The following is a 26,999-nucleotide window of genomic DNA, read 5'->3' on the forward strand; positions in this document are numbered from 1 at the left end:
GGATTAGACCAATGCTAACAGGGCTTGTTTTCCGCTATCTGGCTTTTTTTGCTGGCCTGCTGCTGTTCTTTTCAGCGCAAGCGATGGAAGCCCCGCGCGTGGATGGCATTCGCTGGGTCAACGCAAGCCAGGTTGAAATTACCTGGTCAGTGGTGGATGTCGGTATGATATCCGGCTATGCCCGCTGTAACTCTTCAGAGAGAACCTGCGCAGCAGGCATCGGTGTCAGCGCCTGGTTTATCGGGCATGGCACCGTATTCAGCGCTGCGGGCGGGCCACAAATTTACGTCGATCAGGGCGAGAGCCTGGCCTCGGTGGCTGAACGTTTTATCCGTTTTAATGGTCGGGGTGGCAAGTTTCTGCGTAACTCAGATACCCGTTATTACAGTTCATACTGCGGCAGCTTTGTGACAGCCTCCGCGACCGTAACTGACTATTCCGGAATGGTTGCGCCCTGGGCACCTTGCGTCAACATTCCGGTGGTGCCGGTATCCTGTTCGGTAAGCGGAGCCGCGCTGAATATTAATCATGGTACGCTGGCCCCGGCCGCCGTTAATGGCGCCAAAGCCAGCGTTAACTTCTCGCTTTTCTGCAACCGTGATGTGAATATCAGTTTTGCGCTTGCCGGTGGGATCAATATCCTCAAACTGAGCAACAACATCAGTACGCTGTTATCACTGGCTGACGGGAGCCTGAATAAACCGCAATTAGTGCGGGCTAACGTGACGACGCCGTTCACGCTGATTTCGACGCTCTCCTCAACAACCCCCAGTCCCGGTAACTTTACCGGCAGCACGGTGGTTTTCATTAATTACCTCTGATTTGCCAGCCGACCCGGTTGTCATATAACTGTCACAATTCGTACATTTCACTGTCATCAAACTGTCCTATTTTGCCTCCAGCAGCAATCAATGACTCTTACTAAAACGGCGTCAAGCCTGATTTTTAATCCCCTGGAGGGAACATGACACTGATGCGTAGCACCGTAGCCCGAATTCTCGCCGCCACCTTCGCAGTAAGCGCGGTTTCTGCTTTTGCAGCCACCGACCTGACAGGCGCAGGCGGGACGTTCCCGGCACCGGTTTATGCCAAGTGGGCAGCAGAGTATCAGCAAGCCACCGGTAGCAAAATCAACTATCAGGGTATTGGTTCCTCGGGTGGCGTGAAGCAAATCATCGCCAAAACCGTGGATTTCGGTGCGTCCGATGCGCCGATGAAAGAAGAAGATCTGCAGAAAAATGGCCTGTTCCAGTTCCCGACGGTGATCGGTGGCGTGGTGCTGGCGGTGAACATTCCCGGCGTTAAATCTGGTGAGCTGACGCTCGACGGTAAAACGGTCGGCGACATCTATCTCGGCACCATCAAAAAGTGGAACGATCCGGCGATCACCAAACTGAACCCGGGCGTGAAGCTGCCAGACACCAACATCAACGTGGTGCGCCGCGCGGATGGTTCCGGCACCTCTTTCGTCTTCACCAGCTACCTGTCTAAAGTGAACGAGACCTGGAACAGCAAAATCGGTAAAGGCAACACCGTCAACTGGCCAACCGGTCTGGGCGGTAAAGGTAACGACGGCGTGGCCGCGTTTGTACAGCGTCTGCCAGGCTCGATTGGCTACGTAGAGTACGCCTACGCCAAACAGAACAACCTGACTTACACCAAACTGGTTGATGCCGATGGCAAGCCAGTGGCACCGAGCGAAGCCAGCTTTGCGAACGCCGCTAAAGGCGCTGACTGGAGCAAATCCTTTGCCCAGGATCTGACCTTCCAGAAAGGCAACGATGCATGGCCGATCACCTCAACCACCTTCATCCTGATCTACAAAGAGCAGGCGAATGCGGAGAAGGGCAGTGAAGTGCTGAAGTTCTTTGACTGGGCGTACAAAGGCGGCAGCAAAACGGCTACGGCGCTGGATTACGCAGCGCTGCCAGAGAGCGTAGCGAATCAGATTCGTGCTGCCTGGAAAGCCAACATCAAAGACAGTTCCGGTAAAGCGCTGTACCAGTAAGTGTATGACCCGGCCAGCGTCCGCGCTGGCCAGCCTGATGGGCGGCCTTGTTGCCGCCCTGATTACCCTCTGAGATCGAGAATTCTATGGCTGCCACTAAGCCGACGTTTAAAGCACCGGGCAAGCAAGGCGACATGATATTCGGCGCGCTGGTGAAGCTCTCCGCGCTGATTGTGTTACTGCTGCTGGGTGGCATTATCGTCTCCCTGATTTTCTCCTCCTGGCCGAGCATCCAGAAATTTGGCTTCTCCTTTCTGTGGAGCAAAACCTGGGATGCGCCAAACGAAGAATTTGGTGCGCTGGTGCCGATTTACGGCACCCTCGTAACCTCACTGATTGCCTTAATCATCGCGGTGCCGGTGAGTTTCGGTATCGCCCTGTTTCTGACCGAACTGGCGCCAAACTGGCTGCGCCGTCCGCTGGGTACCGCGATTGAGCTGCTGGCGGCCATTCCCAGCATCGTGTACGGCATGTGGGGCCTGTTTATCTTTGCTCCGCTGTTCGCGGAGTATTTCCAGACGCCGGTTGGCGAGGTGCTGGCAAATATCCCGATCGTCGGCGCGCTGTTCTCCGGTCCGGCCTTCGGCATCGGCATTCTGGCGGCGGGCGTGATCCTCGCCATCATGATCATCCCTTACATCGCCTCGGTGATGCGCGATGTGTTCGAACAGACGCCGGTGATGATGAAAGAGTCGGCCTACGGCATCGGCTGTACCACATGGGAAGTTATCTGGCGCATCGTGCTGCCGTTCACCAAAAACGGCGTGATCGGCGGCGTGATGCTGGGTCTCGGCCGCGCGCTGGGCGAAACCATGGCGGTCACCTTTATCATCGGTAATACCTACCAGCTGGACAGCGCGTCGCTGTTTATGCCCGGCAACAGTATCACCTCGGCGCTGGCGAACGAGTTCGCCGAAGCCGAATCCGGCGTGCACGTGGCGGCGCTGATGGAGCTGGGCCTGATTCTGTTCGTGATTACCTTTATCGTTCTGGCGATCTCCAAACTGATGATCCTGCGTCTGGCGAAGAGTGAAGGAGCCCGTTCATGACAGCAATTGAAATGCAGGCGCGCGCCGAGCTGGAAGCCTCGCGCCGTAAAATGCAGGCGTGGCGCAGCACCAAAAACAAAATTGCCCTGACGCTCTCGCTGCTGACCATGGCGTTCGGCCTGTTCTGGCTGATCTGGATCCTGTTCACCACCGTCACGAAAGGGATCGATGGCCTGAGCTGGACGCTGTTTACCGAATCCACGCCGCCGCCCAACACCGCGGGCGGTGGTCTGGCGAACGCCCTGGCGGGCAGCGGCCTGCTGATCTTCTGGTCCACCTTCTTTGGCACGCCGCTGGGCATTCTGGCGGGTATCTACCTGGCAGAATATGGTCGCAAGCACTGGCTGGCGGAAGTGATTCGCTTCATTAACGACATCCTGCTGTCCGCACCGTCAATTGTGGTCGGCCTGTTCGTGTACACCATCGTGGTGGCGCAGATGCAGCACTTCTCCGGCTGGGCCGGTGTGATAGCGCTGGCGCTGCTGCAGGTGCCTATTGTGATTCGTACCACCGAGAACATGCTGCGGCTGGTGCCGGACAGCATGCGTGAAGCGGCTTATGCGCTGGGCACGCCGAAGTGGAAGATGATCTCGGCGATTACGCTGAAAGCCTCGGTCTCCGGCATCATTACCGGTGTGCTGCTGGCGATTGCGCGCATTGCCGGTGAAACCGCACCGCTGCTGTTCACCGCGCTGTCGAACCAGTTCTGGAGCACCGACATGATGCAGCCGCTGGCCAACCTGCCGGTGACCATCTTCAAATTCGCCATGAGCCCGTTTGCCGAATGGCAGAGCCTGGCGTGGGCCGGTGTGCTGATTATTACGCTGTGCGTGCTGCTGCTGAACATCGTGGCGCGCGTGATTTTCGCCAAAGGCAAACACTAATTTTCCGGCGCGGCTTCGGCGGCGCTGCACATGAGAGATGAGCAATGAGTATGGCAACTCCTTCTGCCGGTAAAATTCAGGTGCGCAATCTGAACTTCCACTACGGTAAGTTCCACGCGCTGAAGAACATTAATCTGGATATCGCCAAAAACCAGGTGACGGCGTTTATCGGTCCGTCGGGCTGCGGCAAATCCACCCTGCTGCGCACCTTCAACAAAATGTACTCGCTCTATCCGGAGCAGCGTGCTGAGGGTGAAATTCTGCTGGATGGCGACAACATTCTGGCATCGCATCAGGATATCGCCCTGCTGCGCGCGCGCGTAGGCATGGTGTTCCAGAAGCCGACGCCGTTCCCGATGTCGATTTATGACAACATCGCCTTTGGCGTGCGGCTGTTTGAGAAGCTGTCGCGTGCCGATATGGATGAGCGCGTGCAGTGGGCGCTGAGCAAAGCCGCGCTGTGGAATGAAACCAAAGACAAGCTGCACCAGAGCGGTTACAGTCTCTCCGGCGGTCAGCAGCAGCGCCTGTGCATCGCGCGCGGCATCGCGATTCGCCCGGAAGTGCTGCTGCTGGATGAGCCATGTTCGGCGCTGGATCCGATCTCTACCGGACGCATCGAAGAGCTGATCACCGAGCTGAAGCAGGATTACACCGTGGTCATCGTGACCCACAACATGCAGCAGGCGGCGCGCTGTTCCGATCACACTGCGTTTATGTATCTGGGCGAGCTGATTGAGTTCAGCGACACCGACACGCTGTTTACCAAGCCAGCGCAGAAGCAGACAGAAGATTACATCACCGGTCGTTACGGCTGATTCAGGAGAGAAACATGGATAATTTAAATCTGAACAAACATATCTCCGGTCAGTTCAATGCGGAGCTGGAGCACATTCGCACCCAGGTGATGATCATGGGCGGCATGGTTGAGCAGCAGCTTACCGATGCCATCACTGCGATGCACAACCAGGATGGCGAACTGGCGCGCCGGGTGATCGACGGTGACCAGAAGGTCAACATGATGGAAGTGGAGATTGATGAAGCCTGTGTGCGCATCATCGCCAAGCGTCAGCCTACCGCCAGCGACCTGCGTCTGGTGATGGCGATCATCAAAACCATTTCGGAGCTGGAACGCATCGGCGACGTGGCGGAGAAGATCAGCCGTACCGCGCTGGAGAAGTTCGGTCAGCAGCATCTGCCGCTGCTGGTGAGCCTCGAGTCGCTCGGGCATCACACCGTGCAGATGCTACACGATGTGCTGGATGCCTTCGCGCGCATGGATCTCAACGAAGCCATCAAGATCTACCGCGAAGACAAAAAGGTGGATAAAGAGTACGAAGGTATTGTGCGCCAGCTGATGACCTACATGATGGAAGATCCGCGCACCATTCCCAGCGTGCTCACCGCGCTGTTCTGCGCGCGCGCCATCGAGCGCATCGGTGACCGCTGCCAGAACATCTGCGAAATTATCTTCTATTTCGTGAAAGGTCAGGATTTCCGTCACGTTGGCGGTGACAAGCTGGATGAACTGCTGTCGGGCGACGACGGCAGCAATAAACCCTCCTGATTGACGTGATGACTGCCTGTTAGCGCTGAGGCTGACAGGCAGTGCGCTTGATTTCTGCCTGTTCTCAACCTGCCGCTCTCTTTATACTTGGCGCACATTTTTCTGCCAGGTGCTGTTTTATGTCCTCTGCAAATAACAACAAAACCGCCGTTACGCCGGCGAAAGCGATGGTGGCTGCCGTCAGCGGCTATGCCATGGATGGATTTGATCTGCTGATTCTGGGCTTTATGCTGCCGGCGATCAGCGTGTCGCTGGCGCTGGATGCGTCGCAGGCCGGTTCGCTGGTGACCTGGACGCTGATCGGTGCGGTGGTCGGCGGCATTGTGTTTGGTCATCTGAGCGATCGCTACGGCCGCATCCGCATTCTGACCGTGACGATCCTGATGTTCTCGCTGTTCACCGGGCTGTGCGCCGTGGCGCAGGGCTACTGGGATCTGCTGGCGTATCGTACGCTGGCCGGCATGGGGCTGGGCGGTGAGTTTGGCATCGGCATGGCGCTGATTGCCGAAGCCTGGCCGAAGGAGAAGCGTAACCGCGCCTCGGCGTGGGTGGGTATCGGCTGGCAGCTCGGCGTATTGCTGGCGGCCTTTATCACGCCGCCGCTGCTGAGCGTGATTGGCTGGCGCGGTATGTTCCTGGTTGGCCTGCTGCCGGCGCTGGTGTCGTTTGTGATTCGCCGCAGCATGGGCGAGCCGGAAGCCTTCACCCGCCATGTGGAAAAAACCCCGCAGCTCTCCTTTTCCGCGCGCATTAAACTGCTGTTTGCCGATCGCGCCACCAGCAAAGCCAGCCTCGGCATTCTGATTCTTTGTTCAGTGCAGAATTTTGGCTATTACGGCCTGATGATCTGGATGCCAAGTTATCTCTCTTCCAGCTTCGGCTTCAGCCTGACCAAATCCGGCTTGTGGACGGCCGTTACGGTAGTGGGCATGACGTTCGGCATCTGGCTGTTCGGCGTGCTGGCGGACCGCTTTGCGCGCTGGAAGATTTTCCTGCTGTACCAGTTTGGTGCCGTGGCGATGGTGGTGGTTTACGCCCAGCTGCGCGACCCGACGGTGATGCTGTTTACCGGTGCCATCATGGGGATGTTTGTTAACGGCATGATTGGTGGTTACGGCGCGCTAATCTCGGACACTTTCCCACCGCAGGCGCGCGCCACCGCGCAGAATGTGCTGTTCAACCTCGGCCGCGGCGTCGGCGGTTTCGGTCCGCTGGTGATCGGCATGCTGGCCACGCATATTTCGTTCACCGCTGCGATTACGCTGCTGGCGCTGATTTACCTGCTGGATATTGTCGCCACGCTGTTCCTGCTGCCAAAAAGCCAGGGCAATGAGGATTCGCTGGGCGCGATTGGGTGATTTTTTCCCCTCACCCTAACCCTCTCCCGCAAACGGGAGAGGGAACCGTTCAGTGCGGTTTCACAAACGTGTGCTTCACCTTAACACCCGCTCGATCGGCCCCTTCTTCGGCAAACGGGAGAGGGAACCGCTCAGTGCGGTTTCACAAACCTGTGCTTCACCTTAACACCCGCTCGATCGGCCCCTTCTTCGGCAAACGTGAGAGGGAACCGCTCAGTGCGGTTTCATAAACCTGTGCTTCACCTTAACACCCGCTCGATCGGCCCCTTCTCCCGCAAACGGGAGAGAGAACCGCTCAGTGAGGTTTCACAAACCTGTGCTTCACCATAACACCCGCTCGATCAGCCCCTTCTCCCGCTGGCGGGAGAAGGCTGGGATGAGGGGGCTGCGCGCACTTACCTGACCAAATCCCAGCCACGCGCCCGCCACAGCGCTGGCAGCTGCGCCATATCGTCAAAACGCGTCACCAGCGGGTGATCAATCACCGGATTGTGTGCATCAGCACAGTAGTAAAACACCGGTATGCCAGCGGCGATGCCAGCCCGCGCGCCAGCCTCTGAATCATCCACCAGAATGCACTTTTCAATCGGCACCTGCATCTGTTCCGCCGCGTGATACATCAGCTCCGGATCCGGCTTCCAGTGATTGATGTCATAGCCGCTGTACAGGCGTCCGCTCAGATACGGCAGCATGCCGGTCAGCCCCAGCGAATGCTCCATCTTCTTCACCGTACCGTTCGACACCACGCACATCGGCACCTTCACGCGCTCCACCAGCGCTCTGGCGCCGGCAATCGGCTGCAGATCAAGATCAAACAGGCGCGCCACTTCCGCGCGGTAGGCACTCTCCACCTCAGCCAGCGGCAGTGTCACCTGATGCTGTGCCGTCACATCGCGGATGATGTCGTAAAGCTTCACCCCTTTGTACTGCTCAAACATCTGCTGCAGCGAGAGTTCGATACCGTAACGGGCAAAGGTGTTGACGTAGGACTGCGTGCAGATCACTTCGCTGTCGACCAGCGTGCCGTCGCAATCAAAAAAGATACATTCAACTGACATCGCGCCTCATCCTTTTAGTAAACAATAAGCTGTCACTCTAGCGCACTCAGCGCAGAAAGCGACCCCAGGCAACCGGTTGCGAAAAATCAGTGTTTTGCGGCGCTAAAGTCTATAGGATACGCGGCGATAAATTTTTCATCGGAACAGCGAAATGAACGAGCAGGGCCTTTTGCAGCGTATTTTCAGGCTGCAGGAACACGGAACCACAGCGCGCACCGAAGTGATTGCCGGTTTCACTACTTTCCTGACGATGGTGTACATCGTCTTCGTTAACCCGCAGATTCTTGGTGCCGCAGGCATGGACACCCAGGCGGTGTTTGTTACCACCTGCGTGATTGCTGCGTTCGGCAGCATCCTGATGGGACTGGTGGCCAATCTGCCGGTGGCGCTGGCACCGGCCATGGGCCTCAACGCCTTCTTTGCCTTTGTGGTGGTGGGTGCGATGGGCTACTCGTGGCAGGTTGGCATGGGTGCAATCTTCTGGGGCGCGCTGGGGCTGCTGATCCTGACGCTGCTGCGCGTACGCTACTGGATGATCGCCAATATTCCGCTCAGCCTGCGCGTGGGCATCACCGCCGGTATTGGTCTGTTCATCGCTATGATGGGGCTGAAAAACGCCGGCATTATTGTGCCCAACGCGGACACCATCGTGACCGTCGGCAACCTGGCCTCGCACAACGTACTGCTCGGCGCGCTCGGCTTCTTTATCATTGCGATTCTGGCGTCGCGCAACATCCACGCGGCGGTGCTGGTTTCTATTGTAGTGACCACCGCGATCGGTCTGCTGCTGGGCGACGTGAAGTTTACCGGGCTGTTCGCCGCGCCGCCGGCCATCACCTCGGTGGTCGGCCAGGTCGATATCAAAGGCGCGTTCAACGTGAGCATGGCGGGCGTGATCTTCGCCTTCATGCTGGTCAATCTGTTTGACTCATCCGGTACGCTGATTGGCGTAACCGATAAAGCGGGCCTGACCGATGAGAAAGGTACTTTTCCGCGCATGAAACAGGCACTGTACGTGGATAGCATCAGCTCCGTCACCGGTTCGCTGATCGGCACTTCTTCGGTGACGGCGTACATCGAAAGCTCATCCGGCGTGGCGATTGGTGGCCGTACCGGCCTGATGGCGGTAGTGACCGGCATCCTGTTCCTGCTGGTGATGTTCCTGTCGCCGCTGGCTGCTATGGTGCCCGCCTATGCGGCGGCCGGTGCGCTGATTTATGTTGGCGTACTGATGACGGCTTCGCTGGCGCGCGTGCGCTGGGACGATCTCACCGAAGCGGTGCCGGCGTTTGTCACGGCGGCGATGATGCCGTTCAGCTTCTCGATCACCGAAGGTATTGCGCTCGGTTTTATCTCTTACTGCGTGATGAAACTCGGTACCGGACGCTGGCGTGAAATCAGCCCGTGCGTGGTGGTGGTGGCGCTGCTATTTGTGCTGAAAATCGCTTTTATCGACGCGCACTAAACGCAACAGGCCGCGGGTGCGGCCTGGTTATCCGGGATGCCTGACTTCCGGCTGACTGGCGACACGCTCGCCGGGCAGGCTGGTGAGGCGCAGGGTGCGCGGCCCGATGTTGGGTTTGCTCATCTCCACATCGCGCAGCGACTGCCACTGCTGCTGCGCATCAATCTCCCACAGCCGTAAACGCTCAGTGCCGGGCGACAGCGCGCAGGACCACACCAGCGTCGGCTCGGCATCACACACCGCCTGAATATCGGGATAGACGCTGGATCGCAGCCGACCCGCAGCCGGATGCAGCCGCAGCGCATCAATACCGCTGTTGGCTTCGCCGGTCAGTTTGAGGATGCTCTGGCGTAGCGTCCAGATCTGCGTCACCGCTTCCATAAAATCCTGCTGGGCGTTAATCCACGCCTTTTCACCCGATGACAGCCCCTGCGTAAGGGCATCCTGCGCCTGACGGCTATGCGCCCGAACGATTTCCATATCCAGGCCAGCGCGCCCGCCTTCTTCCGCCAGCAGCACGCCGACCATATTACCGGCATAGGAGATACTGAAGTCAGGCAGATTAGGATCGGCAAAGCAGGGACGACCGCTGCTGCTGGCGATCAGCGGCGGCAGGTCACGAATACCATAGACGCGCAGCATCAGCTGGGCCAGCAGCGCGCGTGCGGCAAGAAAGCGGCCACGGCGCTTATCAGGCAGGTGCCCGGCGCTGGTCATCACATCCTGTGGAACCCGCATGGTCTCTGGGGTGAGGGGCGGGTTAACCACCCAACGAACAAAATGACTAGCCATCTGTCGCTCCGTGAAAATGGTCGGATAATCATCAGGGCTATTGTAAGAATTTTCTCATGGGTTTGCATCCGGCTTACGCTGGATAGCCAGTAAATTCAGATAAGGACGAGGCGAATCTCATTGCCATGAGCTGCAATTGAATATGAGGCTTTTGCACATTGGTGTCGGATGGGGTGCCGAAGCGGCGGATGTGGTGTAGGATTTGGACAGGAAAGAGCTGCACAATGAAGTGCTTAAATTATTCACCTATCTGCCAATCGTGCGCATCGCAAACCATGCACGTCGGAGTTGTTATGTCTGTTACCTCTCTTGCTCGCCAGGAATCGATCTCGCTGGATGAATTTCGTCACGGCATGCGCCGTCTCACTGCCGGTGTCTCGCTGGTGACCACCTCATCCAGCGGAGAAAAGTTCGGGCTGATCGCCACCTCGGTCAGTTCACTGGCGGCGGAACCGCCCAGCCTGCTGGTCTGCGTTAACCGCAGCGCATCAAGCCACGATGCCATTCTGCAGGCGGGCTACTTTGCCGTGAACGTTCTGCGCGAGCAGCACGATGACCTGTGCGCGCAGTTCAGCTCGCCGACGCGCCGCGCTGAGCGTTTCCAGAGTGGTGAATGGCAAACCCTTAATACGGGCGCGCCCGTGCTGGCTGATGCGCTGGTGAGCTTCGACTGTCAGCTGGAAAAAACGGTGGAGTGGAACACCCACAGCGTGCTGCTGGCGCGTATCGTTGGTATTGCGCTGCCGGGCGAAGCGACAGCGCCGATGGTCTACTTCAACAGCGGTTTTCACTCGCTGGGCTAAGTCATGGCGCAGCGAGTCGTGCGGCTGCGCTGCTTAACGTATCAGGCAAATTTGCTGGCTTCGTCAAAGCTCAGACGCGGCAGGCGCGGATGCAGCTTGCTGGCTTCGCCATAGCCAAGGTTGATCAGTAAGTTGACCTGCCAGTTATTTTCGCTGAAGAACGCGGCGTTAACTTTAGCCGGATCAAAACCGGACATCGGGCCGGCATCCAGTCCCAGCGAGCGGGCCGCCAGAATCAGATAGCCCGCCTGCAGGCTGCTGTTGCGAAACGCGGTCTCTTTGGCCAAATCCGGGCTGCTGGTAAACCAGCTGCGTGCATCGCCATGCGGGAACAGTTTTGGCAGTGCTTCATAAAAGGTCGGATCCCACGCCACAATCACCGTCACCGGTGCCGCCATGGTCTTATCCACATTGCCTGAGGAGAGCGCCGGTTTCAGCTTCTCTTTACCTTCCTGAGACGTCACGAACACAAAGCGGCCCGGCGAGCAGTTGGCTGAGGTCGGCCCCAGCGCCGTCAGCGCATAGAGCTGCTTCAGCACCTCCTGCGAAATCGGTTTATCCTGCCAGTAGCTATGGGTGCGGGCTTCAGTAAACAGCGCGTTCAGCGCCACGCTGTCGAGCGGTGTACTCATGTTTCTCTCCTGTTCAGGCAACAACCTGCGCCTGATTTTTAGCATGAATAATGGATGTGGCCGCTGCGTTTACGCGGCGACCCTCAACCGTTATACGACAAAGGCGAAGGCGCGCCAAATAACAAAGATGTATGTTGGTAGCGATCCCGGTGCGCCTAAATGCGCACCCTGCAGCATCGCATGAATCCCCTGTAGGGGCGCCATTTATGGCGACCTGTGACGGCGACTATTTACCAATACAAAAGCTGGAGAAAATCCGGCCCAGCAGATCGTCGGAGGTAAACTCGCCGGTGATTTCGCTCAGCGCCTGCTGCGCCAGCCGTAGCTCTTCGGCCAGCAGTTCGCCCGCCCAGGCTCCCAGCAGCTGATCTTTGCCCTGCTGTAAGTGAGTGGCTGCTAACTCCAGCGCCTGCAGATGGCGGCGACGCGCGAGGAAGCCGCCTTCCATATTGCCGGCGAAGCCCATGCTCTGTTTCAGGTGCTCGCGCAGCGTATCGACGCCAGCGCCAGTGCGCGCCGACAGGCGAATAAGTGAGTGGCCATTTACTTCTGTCAGGCCCAGCGTTTCACCGGTCATGTCCGCTTTATTACGTACCACGGTAATCGGCAACGCGGCTGGTAAGCGCGCCACGAAATCAGGCCAGATGGCGGCGGCTTCAGTGGCGTCAGTGGTGGTGCCATCCACCATGAACAGGACGCGATCCGCCTGCTCAATCTCCTGCCAGGCGCGTTCAATGCCGATACGTTCCACTTCGTCGCTGGCTTCACGCAAACCGGCGGTATCGATGATGTGCAGCGGCATGCCGTCGATGTGGATGTGCTCGCGCAGCACGTCACGTGTGGTGCCGGCGATATCCGTCACAATCGCCGCTTCGCGTCCAGCCAGTGCGTTGAGCAGGCTCGATTTTCCGGCGTTGGGACGACCGGCAATCACCACCTTCATCCCTTCACGCAGCAGGCTGCCCTGGCGCGCTTCGGCGCGGACGCCGTTGAGATCGCCGATCACCGCATTCAGCTGCGCTTCGATTTTGCCGTCGGAAAGGAAGTCGATCTCTTCATCCGGAAAATCAATCGCCGCTTCCACATAGATGCGCAGGTGAGTAAGTGCTTCCACTAACGCATTAACGCGCAGTGAAAAAGCACCCTGCAGCGAGTTGACGGCGGAGCGGGCGGCCTGCTCGGAGCTGGCATCAATCAGATCGGCAATCGCTTCTGCCTGCGCCAGGTCGAGTTTGTCATTCAGAAAGGCGCGTTCCGAGAACTCGCCCGGCTGCGCAATACGCACACCCGGCAGCGCCACAATGCGCTTCAGCAGCAGATCGAGAATCACCGGACCGCCGTGGCCCTGCAGCTCCAGCACATCTTCACCAGTAAAGGAGTTCGGACCCGGGAACCACAGCGCGATACCCTGATCCAGCACGCTGCCATCAGCATCGTTAAAGGGCAGATAGTCGGCGTAGCGTGGCTTCGGCAGCTTGCCCAGCACAGCCTGCGCCACTTCAGCCGCTTTGGCACCGGAAATACGCAGAATACCGACGCCACCACGGCCGGGAGGCGTCGCCTGGGCAACAATAGTGTCACTGTGGCTCATAAGTACCTTCTTCCAAAAAAAACAGGGCGGCATAAATGCCGCCCCTGGAGATGTTGCGTCCTGCTCAGCGTTGCCGGGCGTTACGCTTTCTTCTTGTCGCGGCTGTGTAAACCACGCTTTTCCAGCCCGCGATAAATCAGCTGCTGCTGGAGAATGGTTACCAGGTTGCTGACGATGTAGTACAGCACCAGACCTGACGGGAACCACAGGAAGAACACGGTAAAGATAACCGGCATGTAAGTCATGATCTTCTGCTGCATCGGATCGGTCACGGTGGTCGGTGACATCTTCTGAATGAAGAACATGGTGATACCCATGATGACCGGCAGAATGTAGTACGGGTCCTGCGCGGACAGGTCATGGATCCACAGTACAAACGGAGCATGACGCAGTTCAACGGAACCGGACAGCATGTAGTACAGCGCCAGGAAGATTGGCATCTGGATAACCAGTGGCAGACAGCCGCCCAGCGGGTTCACTTTCTCCGCCTTATACAGCGCCATCATCTCCTGGCTCTGCTTCTGCTTATCATCACCCAGACGCTCACGCATGGCCTGAATCTTCGGCTGCAGCATACGCATCTTGGCCATCGAGGTGTACTGCGCTTTGGTCAGCGGGTACATGATGCCACGCACGATGAAGGTGATAACGATAATGGAGAAGCCCCAGTTACCGATAAAGCTGTGCAGGAACTTCAGCAGCTTAAACAGCGGCTGAGAGATGAACCACAGCCAGCCGTAATCCACGGTCAGATCGAGGTGCGGCGCGATAGCGGCCATTTTGTCCTGGATTTCCGGACCGACCCACAGGGTGGCACCGAGATCCTGCTGCGCGCCGGCGGCGATGGTCACAGGCGCCGACTTATAGCCGATTGCCGCCACACCGTTGCCGAGATTGCTGGTGTACAGCGTATTGTTACCCTGAGTGCGCGGCACCCATGCGGTCGCAAAGTACTGCTGCAGCATCGCCACCCAGCCGTTGCTGGTGGTGGTGTTCAGGTTCTCGTTATCAGCGATGGTATCGAATTTGTATTTTTCATACTTCGCATCGCTGGTCGAGTAAGCGGCACCACGGAAAGTGTGCAGCGCAAAGTTATTGCTGCCGGTATCGCGATGCTTCGGCAGATCAATCGTCTGCTTCAGCTGACCAAACATCGCCACTTCCAGCGGCTGCTGCGAGGCGTTATTGATGTTGTAGTCGACGTTAACCGCGAATTCGCCACGTTTGAACACGAAGGTTTTGGTGTAAACCACGCCGTTCTCACCGGTCCAGCTCAGCGGCACGCGCAGCTCGGTCTGGCCATCGGCCATCTCGAAGTGATCCTGGGAAGCGGTATACAGCGGACGTGCGCCGTTGTTCGGGTTATCCGGACCGTTACGGCCGGTTAAGCCGCTCTGCGCCTGATAAACGAAGGCCGGAGTGGTTTCCAGCAGCTGGAACGGTGCGTCTGAACCCAGTTTGTCCGGGTAAGTCAGCAGCTGTGCCTGCTCGATATCACCGCCGCGGGTATTAATGTTGAGTGACAGGACATCAGTCTTAACGGTGATCGTTTTGCCCTGGCCGCTAGCCGGCACGCCGGAAGAGGCGGCATCACCCGCTGCGCTGCTTGTGTTCTGCGTGGTCTGGGTCTGCTGTGGCTGCGGAGCGTGGTCCGTCTGCCAGGCTTGCCAGATCATAAAAGACACGAACAGAAAAGCGATGAGAAAGAGATTGCGTTGCGAATCCATCGTTAATGTTCTCTGGTATCAAAGGTTTTTGGCGGCACCGGATCGTCGCCACCCGGGTTCAAAGGGTGGCATTTTAATACGCGTTTAATCGTCAACCAACTGCCTTTTAACATGCCGAAGCGGCGTACAGCTTCCACCCCATACTGCGAGCAGGTGGGATGGAACCGGCAATGAGGTCCCAGCAGTGGGCTGATGGCGCGTTGATAAACGCGTATCAGGGCGATCAGGAGCCGCGCGCCAGGCGACAGTGACGACGCCATAATTTCTCCAACGCTTCCGTCAGTGCACGGTTATCGAGGTCAGCAATCCCTTTTTTCGCCACGATGACAAAATCCATCGGCGGCAGCTCGTGTTGACGCAAACGAAAGCTTTCGCGGGTCAATCGCTTGATCCGGTTGCGTTCATGGGCGCGTTTCACGTGCTTCTTGGCGACGGTAAGACCGATGCGGGGATGCCCCAGCGAATTAAGGCGGCCGAGGATGGTGATTTGCGGCGTGCCAGCCCGAAGAGGTTGCTGGAAGACGAAAGTGAAATGAGCGGGAGTTAACAAACGTAACTCCCTGGGAAATGCGAGCTTAACCACGAGGGTTAGCTTTTATTACTTAGAAACGGTCAGACGAGCACGGCCTTTAGCACGACGACGTGCCAGAACCTGACGACCATTTTTAGTAGCCATACGAGCACGGAAGCCGTGAGAACGGTTGCGCTTCAGTACGGACGGTTGAAAAGTGCGTTTCATGGCGATTTCTACCTAAACTTGAAAAATTTCACTGGGTGACGCGTTTTCGGGCCAGTAAAACGACCGACGCCTCAATGTGTCTTTAATAAAGAGGCGGGATTGTAATAATTGTACAGTCCGGAGTCAATTTACTTCGCTGGGCGCGAGACCTGAAAACTCTGATACAGCCCGCTAATTCCGGGCATCAAAGCTTCACGCGCCAATGCCGGGTGGGGAATTATACGGGCTATAAAGGAAAGCGCAAGGATCGTCCAGGATCTTCTTGCGATCGCCGCGCCGATCGTAACGGCAAAAATGCGAGCGCGGTGGAAAATTTCTCGCTTTCAGCCTGATCCCCGCTCGCTTTTTCCGCAGACGGCGTAAACTGATGCATGCCTGGACACCCTGTGGATAAAATGGATCAAAACTGTGTAGAAAGGGAAGATCTCTGAGGCGCTTTGCGCTATGATCCGCCCTTCCGCTGACGATCCTCCTTGCGATCGCCGGGGATGACTACCGCGGATAGCGGTCGCAGGCGCTTTCTGACCGCCTGTGTCAAAAAAGACAGTTTCTATTATTAGCGCCTGAAATTCTTATCGATTTTGTACGAGTGGAGTCCGCCGTGTCACTTACGCTTTGGCAACAGTGTCTTGCCCGTTTGCAGGATGAGCTTCCTGCCACCGAATTCAGCATGTGGATTCGTCCGCTGCAGGCTGAATTGAACGACAATACGCTGGCCTTGTATGCACCAAATCGGTTTGTACTCGACTGGGTTCGGGATAAATATCTCAATAGTATCAATGGGCTGCTGAATGAATTCTGCGGTGCGAACGTGCCGCTGCTGCGTTTTGAGGTCGGCACGCGCCCGGTTGCGCCGGTCGCTGCTACGCAACCCGCTATGGCCAGCAGCGTCAGCGCGCCCGCGCCGGCTGAGAATCGTCCGGCACCGGCACAGCCGCTGCGCCCGAGCTGGGATTCGGTTCCGGCACCGGCTGATGTGACCTACCGCTCGAACGTGAATAACCGCCACAACTTCGACAACTTCGTTGAGGGTAAATCCAACCAGCTGGCGCGCGCGGCGGCACGTCAGGTGGCGGATAATCCTGGTGGCGCTTACAACCCGCTGTTCCTGTATGGCGGCACCGGCCTCGGCAAAACGCACCTGCTGCACGCGGTGGGCAACGGCATCATCGCGCGCAAGCCGAATGCCAAAGTGGTTTATATGCACTCTGAACGCTTCGTGCAGGATATGGTGAAAGCGCTGCAGAACAACGCCATCGAGGAGTTTAAGCGCTACTACCGTTCGGTGGACGCGCTGCTGATCGATGATATTCAGTTCTTTGCCAATAAAGAGCGCTCGCAGGAAGAGTTTTTCCACACCTTCAACGCGCTGCTGGAAGGTAATCAGCAGATCATCCTGACCTCGGATCGTTACCCGAAAGAGATCAACGGGGTGGAAGATCGTCTGAAATCACGCTTTGGCTGGGGATTAACCGTGGCGATCGAGCCGCCTGAGCTGGAGACGCGTGTCGCGATCCTGATGAAAAAGGCGGACGAAAACGACATCCGTCTGCCGGGCGAAGTGGCCTTCTTTATTGCCAAGCGTCTGCGCTCTAACGTGCGTGAGCTGGAAGGGGCACTTAATCGCGTGATTGCCAATGCCAACTTTACCGGGCGTGCCATTACCATCGATTTTGTGCGCGAAGCGCTGCGCGACCTGCTGGCACTGCAGGAAAAGCTGGTGACCATCGACAACATCCAGAAGACGGTTGCCGAGTACTACAAAATTAAAGTGGCGGATTTGCTGTCGAAGCGCCGTTCGCGCTCGGTGGCGCGTCCGCGTCAAATGGCGATGGCGATGGCCAAAGAGCTCACCAACCACAGCCTGCCGGAAATTGGCGATGCGTTTGGTGGCCGTGACCATACCACCGTGCTTCATGCCTGCCGTAAAATCGAGCAGCTGCGTGAAGAGAGCCACGACATCAAAGAAGATTTCTCTAACCTCATTCGAACATTATCTTCCTGACGCATATGAAATTTATTGTTGAACGTGAGCAGTTGCTGAAGCCGCTGCAACAGGTGAGTGGCCCGCTTGGCGGACGCCCGACGCTGCCGATCCTCGGAAATTTACTGCTGCAGGTGAATGAAGGCACGCTGCTGCTGACCGGTACCGATCTTGAGATGGAGATGGTAGCGCGCGTGGCGCTGACCCAGCCGCACGAACCAGGCGCGACAACCGTCCCGGCGCGTAAGTTTCTTGATATCTGCCGTGGTCTGCCTGAAGGCGCAGAGATCAGTCTGACGCTGGAAGGTGACCGCATGCTGGTGCGCTCCGGCCGCAGCCGCTTTTCGCTGTCGACGCTGCCAGCCAGCGACTTCCCGAATCTCGACGACTGGCAGAGCGAAGTGGAATTCACGTTGCCGCAGGCCACGCTCAAACGCCTGATTGAGGCCACGCAATTCTCCATGGCGCATCAGGATGTGCGTTACTATCTCAACGGCATGCTGTTCGAGACCGAAGGCGAAGAGCTGCGCACCGTTGCCACCGACGGCCATCGCCTGGCGGTCTGTTCGATGCCTGTCGGGCAGGCGCTGCCGAACCATTCGGTGATCGTACCGCGCAAAGGTGTGATTGAGCTGGTTCGTCTGCTGGACGGCGGTGAAACGCCGCTGCAGGTGCAGATTGGTAGCAGCAACATTCGTGCGCATGTTGGCGACTTCATCTTTACGTCGAAGCTGGTTGATGGCCGTTTCCCGGATTATCGCCGCGTGTTGCCGAAGAATCCTGACAAAGCGCTGGAAGCGGGCTGCGATCTGCTGAAACAGGCTTTTGCCCGCGCGGCAATCCTGTCGAACGAGAAGTTCCGTGGTGTTCGCATCTATATCACCGAAAATCAGCTGCGCATCACCGCCAATAACCCGGAGCAGGAAGAGGCGGAAGAGATGCTGGATGTGTCGTACAGCGGCACCGAGCTGGAGATTGGTTTTAACGTCAGCTACGTGCTGGATGTGCTGAACGCGCTGAAGTGCGAAAACGTGCGTCTGCTGCTGACGGATTCGGTTTCCAGCGTGCAGATTGAAGATGTAGCCAGTCCGGCTGCGGCCTACGTCGTGATGCCCATGCGCCTGTGATCGTCTGGCGGGCTAACTTACTCGCTATTTTGCACCCGGGCAGTGCTCGCCCCTGGTCACATACTTCAGTATGCTCCCAGGGTCTGTGCGCTGGCCGTGCGCAAACTAGCTTCGCCGTTAACGCCCTCGATTGCAGGGTTAGGTGAACACCACTTCTTAATGCGCAGCTGGATTCGTTCATGGCTTTAACCCGCCTCCTGATTAAAGATTTTCGTAATATTGAGCAGGCCGATCTCACGCTGGCGCCGGGCTTTAATTTTCTTGTGGGCGCCAACGGCAGCGGTAAAACCAGCGTGCTGGAGGCGATTTATACGCTGGGCCACGGCCGCGCATTCCGCAGTTTGCAGGCCGGACGCGTAATTCGTCACGATCAGGACGCGTTTGTGTTGCACGGGCGGATTGAAGGCAGCGAGCGCGAGCTGGCGGTCGGCCTGAGTAAAAACCGCGCCGGCGACAGCAAAGTCCGCATCGACGGCAGCGACGGCCACAAAGTCGCCGAGCTGGCGCAGCTGCTGCCGATGCAGCTGATTACGCCAGAGGGGTTTACTTTGCTCAACGGCGGCCCCAAATACCGTAGAGCCTACATCGACTGGGGCTGCTTTCATGCTTATCCCGGTTTCTTTCTGGCCTGGAGCAATCTGCGTCGCCTGCTGAAACAGCGCAACGCGGCGCTGCGCCAGGTCGCGCGCTACAGCCAGATCCGGCCATGGGATCAGGAGCTGGTGCCGCTGGCAGAACAGATCAGCGCCTGGCGCGCTGAATACAGCGCAGCCATTGCCAGCGAAATCACCGTCACCTGCAGCCAGTTTTTACCGGAGTTTGCGCTGAGCTTCTCCTTCCAGCGTGGCTGGGACAAAGAGAGCGACTTCGGCGAGCTGCTGGAGCGCAACTTCGAGCGCGATCGTGCGCTCACCTACACCGCCAGCGGTCCGCACAAAGCCGATTTTCGGATTCGTGCTGAAGGCACGCCGGTGGAAGATTTACTCTCACGCGGTCAGTTAAAGCTGCTGATGTGTGCGTTGCGGTTAGCGCAGGGCGAGTACCTGACGCGCAGCAGCGGACGTCGCTGTTTATACCTGATTGACGACTTCGCCTCCGAGCTGGATGACACCCGTCGTCGCCTGCTGGCGGAACGCCTGAAAGCCACGCAGGCTCAGGTGTTTGTCAGCGCCATTGGTGTCGAGCATGTAATCGATATGAGTGACGAAAAGGGCAAGATGTTCCGCGTGGAACAGGGTAAAATAGCGGTTCAACCTGAAGATTAAATGAGCGAGAAACGTTGATGTCGAATTCTTATGACTCCTCAAGTATCAAAGTCCTGAAAGGGCTTGATGCGGTACGCAAACGCCCGGGTATGTACATCGGCGATACGGATGACGGCACCGGTCTGCATCACATGGTATTCGAGGTCGTGGATAACGCCATCGACGAAGCGCTCGCCGGCCACTGTAGTGATATCGTGGTCACCATCCATGCCGACAACTCTGTCTCCGTACAGGATGACGGCCGTGGTATTCCGACCGGTATCCACCCGGAAGAGGGCGTCTCTGCTGCCGAAGTGATCATGACCGTACTGCATGCCGGCGGTAAGTTTGATGACAACTCTTATAAAGTTTCCGGTGGTCTGCACGGCGTCGGCGTATCGGTGGTGAACGCCCTGTCGCAGAAGCTGGAACTGACCATTCGTCGCGACGGCAAAGTGCATCAGCAAACCTACGTGCACGGTGTGCCGCAGGCGCCGCTGGCGGTGACCGGCGATACCGACGCTACCGGTACGCGCGTGCGTTTCTGGCCGAGCCACGATACGTTCACCAACGTCACCGATTTTGAATATGAAATCCTGGCGAAGCGTCTGCGCGAGCTGTCATTCCTTAACTCCGGCGTGTCGATTCGCCTGGAAGACAAGCGCGACGATAAAAACGATCACTACCATTACGAAGGTGGTATCAAAGCGTTCGTTGAATATCTCAACCGCAATAAGAACCCGATTCACCCGAATGTGTTCTACTTCTCCACCGAAAAAGACGGTATCGGCGTCGAAGTTGCGCTGCAGTGGAACGACGGTTTCCAGGAAAACATCTACTGCTTCACCAACAATATTCCGCAGCGCGACGGCGGAACGCACCTTGCCGGTTTCCGCGCGGCGATGACGCGTACGCTCAATGCCTACATGGATAAAGAAGGTTACAGCAAAAAAGCCAAAGTCAGCGCTACCGGTGACGACGCGCGTGAAGGGCTGGTGGCAGTGGTTTCGGTGAAGGTGCCGGATCCGAAATTCTCCTCTCAGACCAAAGACAAGCTGGTCTCTTCCGAGGTGAAATCGGCGGTGGAACAGCAGATGAACGAACTGCTGAGCGAATACCTGCTGGAAAATCCGTCTGACGCCAAAATCGTGGTCGGTAAAATCATCGATGCCGCGCGTGCGCGTGAAGCCGCACGTCGTGCACGTGAAATGACCCGCCGTAAAGGCGCGCTGGACCTGGCGGGCCTGCCGGGCAAGCTGGCAGACTGTCAGGAGCGCGATCCGGCGCTGTCTGAAATCTACCTGGTGGAGGGTGACTCTGCAGGCGGTTCCGCCAAGCAGGGACGTAACCGTAAGAACCAGGCGATTCTGCCGCTGAAAGGTAAAATCCTTAACGTGGAGAAAGCGCGTTTCGACAAAATGCTCTCTTCACAGGAAGTCGCCACGCTGATTACCGCGCTGGGCTGCGGTATCGGCCGCGATGAGTACAACCCGGACAAGTTGCGCTATCACAGCATCATCATCATGACCGATGCGGACGTCGATGGTTCGCACATCCGTACGCTGCTGCTGACCTTCTTCTATCGCCAGATGCCGGAAATCATCGAGCGTGGCCACGTCTACATCGCGCAGCCACCGCTGTACAAGGTGAAGAAGGGCAAGCAGGAGCAGTACATTAAAGATGACGACGCGATGGACCAGTATCAGATTGCCATCGCGCTGGACGGCGCAACGCTGCACACCAACGCCAGCGCACCGGCGCTGGGCGGCGAGCCGCTGGAAAGCCTGGTGGCGGAATACAACAGCACCCAGAAGATGATCAAGCGTATGGAGCGCCGCTTCCCGTCTGCGCTGCTGCGCGCGCTGGTTTATCATCCGACCCTGAGCGATCTCAGCGATCAGGCTGCAGTGACCGCATGGCTGGAGAGCCTGGTGGCTTACCTGAACGAGCGCGAAGCGCATGGCAGCAGCTATGTGGCACAGGTGCGGGAAAACCGCGAACAGCAGCGCTTTGAGCCGGTGCTGCGCGTGCGTACTCACGGTGTTGATACCGATTATCCGCTGGACAGCGAGTTCATTGACGGCGCGGAATACCGCAAAATCTGTGCACTCGGCGCGCACCTGCGTGGTTTGATTGAAGAGGATGCCTACATTGAGCGTGGCGAGCGCCGTCAGCCGGTTGCCAGCTTCGAGCAGGCGATTGACTGGCTGGTGAAAGAGTCGCGCCGCGGTCTGTCAGTGCAGCGCTATAAAGGTCTGGGCGAGATGAACCCGGATCAGCTGTGGGAAACCACCATGGATCCGGACAGCCGCCGCATGCTGCGCGTCACTATCAAAGACGCCATCGCCGCCGACCAGCTGTTCACCACGCTGATGGGCGATGCGGTTGAACCGCGCCGCGCCTTCATCGAAGAGAACGCGCTGAAAGCCGCCAACATCGATATCTGATATCGCAAAACCCTTCCCAAACGGGAAGGGTTTTTTGTTTTGATCGCCGTTATGAATTCCCTCCTGAGCACCAACCTCTTTGTTCGCAACGCATCTTCCGCTGCCGATTAACTGGTCAATGTGAGCTGAATCGCGCTAGCATTAAAGCCAGACCCTGAATTAACCGAGGACGTTATGGCGATAAAACTGATTGCGATCGATATGGACGGCACGCTGCTGAATCCGCAGCACGAAATCACGGCGGGCGTCAAAGCGGCGATTGGCCGGGCGCGGGATAAAGGTGTGTCGATCGTGCTGGCCACCGGACGCCCGTTTGTTGGTGTGGAGCGCTACCTGATGGAGCTGGATCTGCGTCAGCCGGGGCAGTATTGCATCAGCAACAACGGCGCACTGGCGCACAGAGCGGACAGCGGTGAGGTGGTTGCCGAGAAGACGCTTGGCTTTGATGACTATCTCTACCTGGAACAGCTGGCGCGCGACCTTGGGGTACATTTTCAGGCGTTCGACAAATCCTTCCTCTACACGCCAAATAAAGACATCAGTGAATACACCATTCACGAAGCCAGCCTGACAGGCATTCCGGTGCGCTATCGCGCCGTAGAGGAGATGGACCCGGCGACGCGCTTCCCGAAACTGATGATGATCGACAAACCGGAGCTGCTGGATAAAGCCATCGCCGCCTTACCGGCGCGCGCCCGCGACAGTTATACCATTCTGAAAAGTGCACCTTACTATCTCGAAATCCTTAATCCGCTGGTCAACAAAGGCTACGGCGTAAAAATGCTAGCGGAGAAACTCGGCCTGCAGCCGTCAGAAGTGATGGCGATTGGCGATCAGGAAAACGATCTGGCGATGATTGAATACGCCGGCACCGGCGTGGCGATGGGCAATGCGATTGATTCCGTGAAGCAGATTGCGCAGTTCGTGACCAAGACCAATATGGAAGATGGTGTCGCGCACGCCATTGAAGAGCTGGTGCTGTAACCCTCCTCTGATGCGGGCGGCGTTCTGCTGCCCGTCACTTCTCTGCTGAATTTTTTACTGCCAGTGCGCCGATGGGTTGTCTGTTTTGTGATCCATATTGTAGTACAAACAATATATATGGTACTACAATCGCCGCTACAGGATGCGTCAGGGATTGGGCTTTGCACTACGAAAGCAGTAATCTGATTTCTCACGCCTTTCATGGAATCGAACACTATGACGCAGGAACCACTAAGTAAAACAGAGCGCATCATCCAGACGCTGGGTAAAGAGATTGTTGCGGGAAAATATGTGCCGGGCGCCGCGCTGCCGGCGGAAGCGGAGCTGTGCGAGCGATTTTCAACATCGCGCAATATTATCCGCGAAGTGTATCGCTCCCTGATGGCTAAACGCCTGATGGAGATGAAGCGCTACCGCGGCGCGTTTGTCACCTCACGTAACCAGTGGAACTATCTCGACAGCGATGTACTGCAGTGGGCGCTGGCGCACGATCACGATCCGCGCCTGATTGCGGCCATGAATGAGGTGCGCGTGCTGGTGGAACCGCAGATTGCGCGCTGGTCGGCCGAGCGGGCAACGTCGACCGATCTGGCGGCGATTGAGCTGGCCTACAACGAGATGGTGGCCAACCACCTCAACCGTGATGCCTTTAACGACGCAGATATCCGCTATCACGAAGCGGTGATGGCCTCGGTGCATAACCCGGTGCTGCAGCAGCTCAATGTGGCGATCAGCCAGCTGCAAAAAGCGGTGTTTGCGCAAACCTACATGGCGGACTCCGGCAACATGCCGCGCACGTTAGCCGAACATAAAGCGCTGTTCGATGCCATTCGCCACCAGGATGGCGATGCGGCGGAACAGGCGGCGAAGGCGATGATTGCCAGCTCAACCGCCCGACTCAAGGAGATTTTGTGACGCGTTATATCGCCATTGACTGGGGCTCCACCAACCTGCGCGCCTGGTATTACCGCGCCGGTGAATGCGTCGATGAGCGCCGTTCGGAAGCGGGCGTGACGCGCCTCGGCGACCGCACGCCTGCTCAGGTGTTTGCCACCATTACCGACGGCTGGCCGGTGGCCGAAGTCCCGGTGATTATGGCCGGTATGGTGGGCAGCAACGCTGGCTGGCTGGCAGTGCCTTATCTCGCCTGCCCGGTGGCGCTCAATGCATTAAGCGATCGCCTGACCTGCGTGGAAGGAAAAGCGTGGATTGTGCCGGGACTGAGCGTCGAACGTGACGACAACTACAACGTAATGCGCGGTGAAGAAACCCAGCTGCTCGGCGCGGTCACGCTGCAGCCCGCGCCGCTGTATGTCATGCCGGGCACGCACGCTAAGTGGGTACAGATGGAACAGGATCGCGTCATCGATTTTCGCACCGTGATGACCGGCGAGCTGCACCATTTACTGCTGAAGCAGTCGCTGATTGGCGCCGGTTTACCTGCGCAGGAAGCCAGTCCGGACGCGTTCCGGGACGGTTTGCAGATTGGCAGCCACGACCGCTCAATTCTGGCGCGCCTGTTTGAAGTGCGTGCCGCCCACGTGCTCGGCGCGCGCGATCGGCGCCATATCAGTGATTTTCTCTCTGGCCTGTTAATCGGCCATGAAGTGGCGCAGATGACGCAGCAGTTAACGCATAGCCGCCAGCCGATTGTCATTATCGCCGGCAGCGCGCTGGCACAGCGTTATCAGCAGGCGCTGGCCTTTATCGGAACAGATTCAGTCACGCTGGAGGGCGATCGCGCTTTCCAGCACGGAATAAGGAGTATTGCGCATGTCCTGGCCCACTAAACTTCCGCTGATCGCCATTCTGCGTGGCATCACGCCGGATGAAGCTGAAGCGCACGTCGCGGCGCTGATCGATGCCGGTTTCGATGCGATTGAAATTCCGCTCAACTCGCCAGAGTGGGCGAAAAGTATCGGCGCGATGGTGCAAACCTTCGGCGATAAAGCGCTGATCGGTGCCGGCACCGTGCTGCAGGCGACGCAGGTCGATCAGCTGGCGGCGCTCAACAGCAAGCTGGTGGTGACGCCCAATACCGATGCTGCGGTGATTCGCCAGGCCGTGGCGCACGGCATGCTGGTTGCCGCAGGCTGTGCCACCGCCAGCGAAGCCTTTACCGCGTTGCAGGCTGGGGCGCAGGCGCTGAAAATTTTCCCGTCGTCGGCGTTTGGTCCGGGCTACATCAAAGCGCTGAAAGCGGTGCTGCCGCCGGAGGTGCCGGTCTTTGCCGTGGGTGGCGTCACGCCGGAAAACCTGCATGAATTTATCGCCGCCGGTTGCGTCGGGGCTGGCCTGGGCAGCGATCTCTATCGCGCCGGTCAGCCGCTGTCGCGCACCGTGGAGAAGGCCCGCGCATTTATTGCTGCCTATAAGGACGCTGTACAATGAAAATTACGAAACTGACCACTTATCGCCTGCCGCCGCGCTGGATGTTCCTGAAAATTGAAACCGATGAAGGCATCATCGGCTGGGGCGAGCCGGTGATTGAAGGGCGCGCGCGCAGCGTCGAAGCGGCGGTGCACGAGCTGTCGGAGTATCTGATTGGGCAGGATCCGGCGCGGATTAATGATCTGTGGCAGGTGATGTATCGCGGCGGTTTTTATCGTGGCGGCCCGATTTTAATGAGCGCCATTGCCGGTATCGATCAGGCGCTGTGGGATATTAAAGGCAAAGCGCTGGGCGTGCCGGTGTATCAGCTGCTGGGTGGTCTGGTGCGTGACAGCATCAAAGCATACAGCTGGGTAGGCGGCGATCGTCCGGCTGAAGTGATTGATGGCATTAAGAAATTACGTGGTATCGGCTTTGACACCTTCAAACTCAACGGCTGCGAAGAGATGGGCATCATCGACAATTCTCGTCAGGTCGATGCCGCTGTTAACACCGTAGCGCAGATCCGCGAAGCCTTTGGCAATGACATTGAGTTTGGCCTCGATTTCCACGGTCGCGTCAGCGCGCCGATGGCCAAAGTGCTGATCAAAGAGCTGGAGCCGTATCGTCCGCTGTTTATTGAAGAACCGGTGCTGGCCGAGCAGGCAGAATACTATCCGCGCCTGGCGGCGCAGACGCATCTGCCGATTGCCGCAGGCGAACGCATGTTCTCCCGCTTCGAGTTCAAGCGCGTGCTGGAAGCCGGTGGGCTGGCGATTCTGCAGCCGGATCTGTCGCACGCCGGCGGCATCACCGAATGCTACAAAATCGCGGCGATGGCCGAGTCCTACGACGTGGCGCTGGCACCGCACTGTCCGCTGGGGCCAATTGCGCTGGCTGCCTGTCTGCATGTCGACTTCGTGTCGCGTAATGCGGTGTTCCAGGAGCAGAGCATGGGCATTCACTATAATCAGGGCGCTGAACTGCTCGATTACGTGATCAATAAAGATGATTTTAAAATGGATGACGGCCATTTCTATCCATTAAATAAACCCGGTCTCGGTGTGGAAATTAATGAAGAGCTGGTGATTGCGCGCAGTAAAAATGCGCCAGACTGGCGCAACCCATTATGGCGCTTTCCGGATGGATCGGTAGCCGAGTGGTAATGGC

At 57.7% G+C, this 26,999-nt stretch carries 26 protein-coding genes; 18 read left to right on the plus strand and 8 right to left on the minus strand.

What is annotated here, in order from left to right; all coding sequences use genetic code 11:
* Positions 1 to 11 precede the first annotated feature (11 nt).
* The 7 genes from AC6I7J_RS00080 (at position 12) to AC6I7J_RS00110 (ending at position 6,866) form a co-directional block, all read left to right on the plus strand.
* A complete protein-coding gene (locus tag AC6I7J_RS00080; protein ID WP_021506929.1) occupies positions 12 to 821 on the plus strand; it encodes an MrpH family fimbial adhesin in 810 nt (269 codons plus the stop codon).
* 143 nt (positions 822 to 964) lie between these two features.
* Complete coding sequence (gene pstS / locus AC6I7J_RS00085) at positions 965 to 2,008, plus strand: phosphate ABC transporter substrate-binding protein PstS (protein ID WP_021506928.1); 1,044 nt, start codon at positions 965 to 967, stop codon at positions 2,006 to 2,008.
* An 86-nt stretch (positions 2,009 to 2,094) separates the two neighbouring features.
* Positions 2,095 to 3,057 carry a phosphate ABC transporter permease PstC gene (pstC, locus tag AC6I7J_RS00090; protein ID WP_136546232.1) on the plus strand — a complete coding sequence of 321 codons (963 nt, stop codon included), beginning with the start codon at positions 2,095 to 2,097 and terminating at the stop codon, positions 3,055 to 3,057.
* The gene (gene pstA / locus AC6I7J_RS00095) at positions 3,054 to 3,941 is read left to right on the plus strand and encodes a phosphate ABC transporter permease PstA (protein ID WP_021506926.1); all 888 of its coding nucleotides are present in this window, start codon (positions 3,054 to 3,056) and stop codon (positions 3,939 to 3,941) included. The genes pstC and pstA overlap by 4 nt, the downstream gene beginning before the upstream one ends.
* A 44-nt stretch (positions 3,942 to 3,985) precedes the next feature.
* Positions 3,986 to 4,759, plus strand: coding sequence for a phosphate ABC transporter ATP-binding protein PstB (pstB, locus tag AC6I7J_RS00100; RefSeq protein WP_021506925.1), 774 nt, complete (start codon positions 3,986 to 3,988; stop codon positions 4,757 to 4,759).
* A gap of 14 nt (positions 4,760 to 4,773) precedes the next feature.
* Positions 4,774 to 5,508 (plus strand): phosphate signaling complex protein PhoU, encoded by a 735-nt coding sequence (phoU, locus tag AC6I7J_RS00105; protein WP_021506924.1) that lies wholly within the window; start codon positions 4,774 to 4,776, stop codon positions 5,506 to 5,508.
* A gap of 119 nt (positions 5,509 to 5,627) precedes the next feature.
* Positions 5,628 to 6,866, plus strand: coding sequence for an MFS transporter (locus tag AC6I7J_RS00110; RefSeq protein ID WP_136546230.1), 1,239 nt, complete (start codon positions 5,628 to 5,630; stop codon positions 6,864 to 6,866).
* Between the two features lie 395 nt (positions 6,867 to 7,261).
* Here the strand turns inward: AC6I7J_RS00110 and yieH are convergent, their stop codons facing one another.
* The gene (gene yieH / locus AC6I7J_RS00115) at positions 7,262 to 7,924 is read right to left on the minus strand and encodes a 6-phosphogluconate phosphatase (RefSeq protein WP_058758205.1); all 663 of its coding nucleotides are present in this window, start codon (positions 7,922 to 7,924) and stop codon (positions 7,262 to 7,264) included.
* Positions 7,925 to 8,075: 151 nt separating this feature from the next.
* Between yieH and AC6I7J_RS00120 the strand changes: the two genes are divergently transcribed.
* Positions 8,076 to 9,389, plus strand: a complete 1,314-nt coding sequence (locus tag AC6I7J_RS00120; RefSeq protein ID WP_058770726.1) for an NCS2 family permease — start codon at positions 8,076 to 8,078, stop codon at positions 9,387 to 9,389.
* A 27-nt stretch (positions 9,390 to 9,416) separates the two neighbouring features.
* Here the strand turns inward: AC6I7J_RS00120 and AC6I7J_RS00125 are convergent, their stop codons facing one another.
* Complete coding sequence (locus AC6I7J_RS00125; RefSeq protein ID WP_031279602.1) at positions 9,417 to 10,181, minus strand: 4'-phosphopantetheinyl transferase family protein; 765 nt, start codon at positions 10,179 to 10,181, stop codon at positions 9,417 to 9,419.
* Positions 10,182 to 10,474: 293 nt separating this feature from the next.
* Between AC6I7J_RS00125 and AC6I7J_RS00130 the strand changes: the two genes are divergently transcribed.
* On the plus strand, positions 10,475 to 10,984 hold the full coding sequence (locus AC6I7J_RS00130; protein ID WP_031279601.1) for a flavin reductase family protein: 510 nt from the start codon (positions 10,475 to 10,477) through the stop codon (positions 10,982 to 10,984).
* Positions 10,985 to 11,025: 41 nt separating this feature from the next.
* Here AC6I7J_RS00130 and AC6I7J_RS00135 read toward each other — a convergent pair whose 3' ends face one another.
* From AC6I7J_RS00135 to rpmH, 6 genes are all read right to left on the minus strand, one after another.
* On the minus strand, positions 11,026 to 11,616 hold the full coding sequence (locus tag AC6I7J_RS00135; protein ID WP_021506918.1) for a malonic semialdehyde reductase: 591 nt from the start codon (positions 11,614 to 11,616) through the stop codon (positions 11,026 to 11,028).
* A gap of 226 nt (positions 11,617 to 11,842) precedes the next feature.
* Entirely contained in the window at positions 11,843 to 13,207 is a 1,365-nt protein-coding gene (mnmE, locus tag AC6I7J_RS00140; protein ID WP_262256723.1) for a tRNA uridine-5-carboxymethylaminomethyl(34) synthesis GTPase MnmE, read from the minus strand.
* 80 nt (positions 13,208 to 13,287) lie between these two features.
* The gene (gene yidC / locus AC6I7J_RS00145) at positions 13,288 to 14,934 is read right to left on the minus strand and encodes a membrane protein insertase YidC (RefSeq protein WP_021506916.1); all 1,647 of its coding nucleotides are present in this window, start codon (positions 14,932 to 14,934) and stop codon (positions 13,288 to 13,290) included.
* A gap of 2 nt (positions 14,935 to 14,936) precedes the next feature.
* Positions 14,937 to 15,194 carry a membrane protein insertion efficiency factor YidD gene (yidD, locus tag AC6I7J_RS00150; RefSeq protein WP_071813586.1) on the minus strand — a complete coding sequence of 86 codons (258 nt, stop codon included), beginning with the start codon at positions 15,192 to 15,194 and terminating at the stop codon, positions 14,937 to 14,939.
* Positions 15,158 to 15,517 carry a ribonuclease P protein component gene (gene rnpA / locus AC6I7J_RS00155; RefSeq protein ID WP_040679622.1) on the minus strand — a complete coding sequence of 120 codons (360 nt, stop codon included), beginning with the start codon at positions 15,515 to 15,517 and terminating at the stop codon, positions 15,158 to 15,160. The genes yidD and rnpA overlap by 37 nt, the downstream gene beginning before the upstream one ends.
* Positions 15,518 to 15,532: 15 nt before the next feature.
* Positions 15,533 to 15,673: a 50S ribosomal protein L34 gene (rpmH, locus tag AC6I7J_RS00160; protein WP_000831330.1), complete on the minus strand. Its 141-nt coding sequence runs from the start codon at positions 15,671 to 15,673 to the stop codon at positions 15,533 to 15,535.
* A 601-nt stretch (positions 15,674 to 16,274) separates the two neighbouring features.
* Between rpmH and dnaA the strand changes: the two genes are divergently transcribed.
* The 9 genes from dnaA (at position 16,275) to dgoD (ending at position 26,995) form a co-directional block, all read left to right on the plus strand.
* A complete protein-coding gene (gene dnaA, locus AC6I7J_RS00165) occupies positions 16,275 to 17,678 on the plus strand; it encodes a chromosomal replication initiator protein DnaA (protein WP_031279599.1) in 1,404 nt (467 codons plus the stop codon).
* 5 nt (positions 17,679 to 17,683) lie between these two features.
* On the plus strand, positions 17,684 to 18,784 hold the full coding sequence (gene dnaN, locus AC6I7J_RS00170; protein ID WP_010617831.1) for a DNA polymerase III subunit beta: 1,101 nt from the start codon (positions 17,684 to 17,686) through the stop codon (positions 18,782 to 18,784).
* Positions 18,785 to 18,963: 179 nt separating this feature from the next.
* The gene (gene recF / locus AC6I7J_RS00175; protein WP_136546224.1) at positions 18,964 to 20,049 is read left to right on the plus strand and encodes a DNA replication/repair protein RecF; all 1,086 of its coding nucleotides are present in this window, start codon (positions 18,964 to 18,966) and stop codon (positions 20,047 to 20,049) included.
* Positions 20,050 to 20,066: 17 nt separating this feature from the next.
* Complete coding sequence (gyrB, locus tag AC6I7J_RS00180) at positions 20,067 to 22,475, plus strand: DNA topoisomerase (ATP-hydrolyzing) subunit B (protein WP_127833470.1); 2,409 nt, start codon at positions 20,067 to 20,069, stop codon at positions 22,473 to 22,475.
* A 174-nt stretch (positions 22,476 to 22,649) separates the two neighbouring features.
* The gene (gene yidA, locus AC6I7J_RS00185) at positions 22,650 to 23,459 is read left to right on the plus strand and encodes a sugar-phosphatase (protein WP_498006459.1); all 810 of its coding nucleotides are present in this window, start codon (positions 22,650 to 22,652) and stop codon (positions 23,457 to 23,459) included.
* A 216-nt stretch (positions 23,460 to 23,675) separates the two neighbouring features.
* Complete coding sequence (locus AC6I7J_RS00190; protein WP_498006461.1) at positions 23,676 to 24,374, plus strand: FadR/GntR family transcriptional regulator; 699 nt, start codon at positions 23,676 to 23,678, stop codon at positions 24,372 to 24,374.
* The gene (locus AC6I7J_RS00195; RefSeq protein WP_058758195.1) at positions 24,371 to 25,249 is read left to right on the plus strand and encodes a 2-dehydro-3-deoxygalactonokinase; all 879 of its coding nucleotides are present in this window, start codon (positions 24,371 to 24,373) and stop codon (positions 25,247 to 25,249) included. The genes AC6I7J_RS00190 and AC6I7J_RS00195 overlap by 4 nt, the downstream gene beginning before the upstream one ends.
* Positions 25,233 to 25,850 carry a 2-dehydro-3-deoxy-6-phosphogalactonate aldolase gene (locus tag AC6I7J_RS00200; RefSeq protein ID WP_136546220.1) on the plus strand — a complete coding sequence of 206 codons (618 nt, stop codon included), beginning with the start codon at positions 25,233 to 25,235 and terminating at the stop codon, positions 25,848 to 25,850. The genes AC6I7J_RS00195 and AC6I7J_RS00200 overlap by 17 nt, the downstream gene beginning before the upstream one ends.
* A complete protein-coding gene (gene dgoD, locus AC6I7J_RS00205; RefSeq protein WP_058758194.1) occupies positions 25,847 to 26,995 on the plus strand; it encodes a galactonate dehydratase in 1,149 nt (382 codons plus the stop codon). Before AC6I7J_RS00200 ends, dgoD begins: the two co-directional genes overlap by 4 nt.
* The last annotated feature ends 4 nt before the right edge of the window (positions 26,996 to 26,999 follow it).

It is taken from the genome of Type-C symbiont of Plautia stali (genome assembly GCF_059730935.1).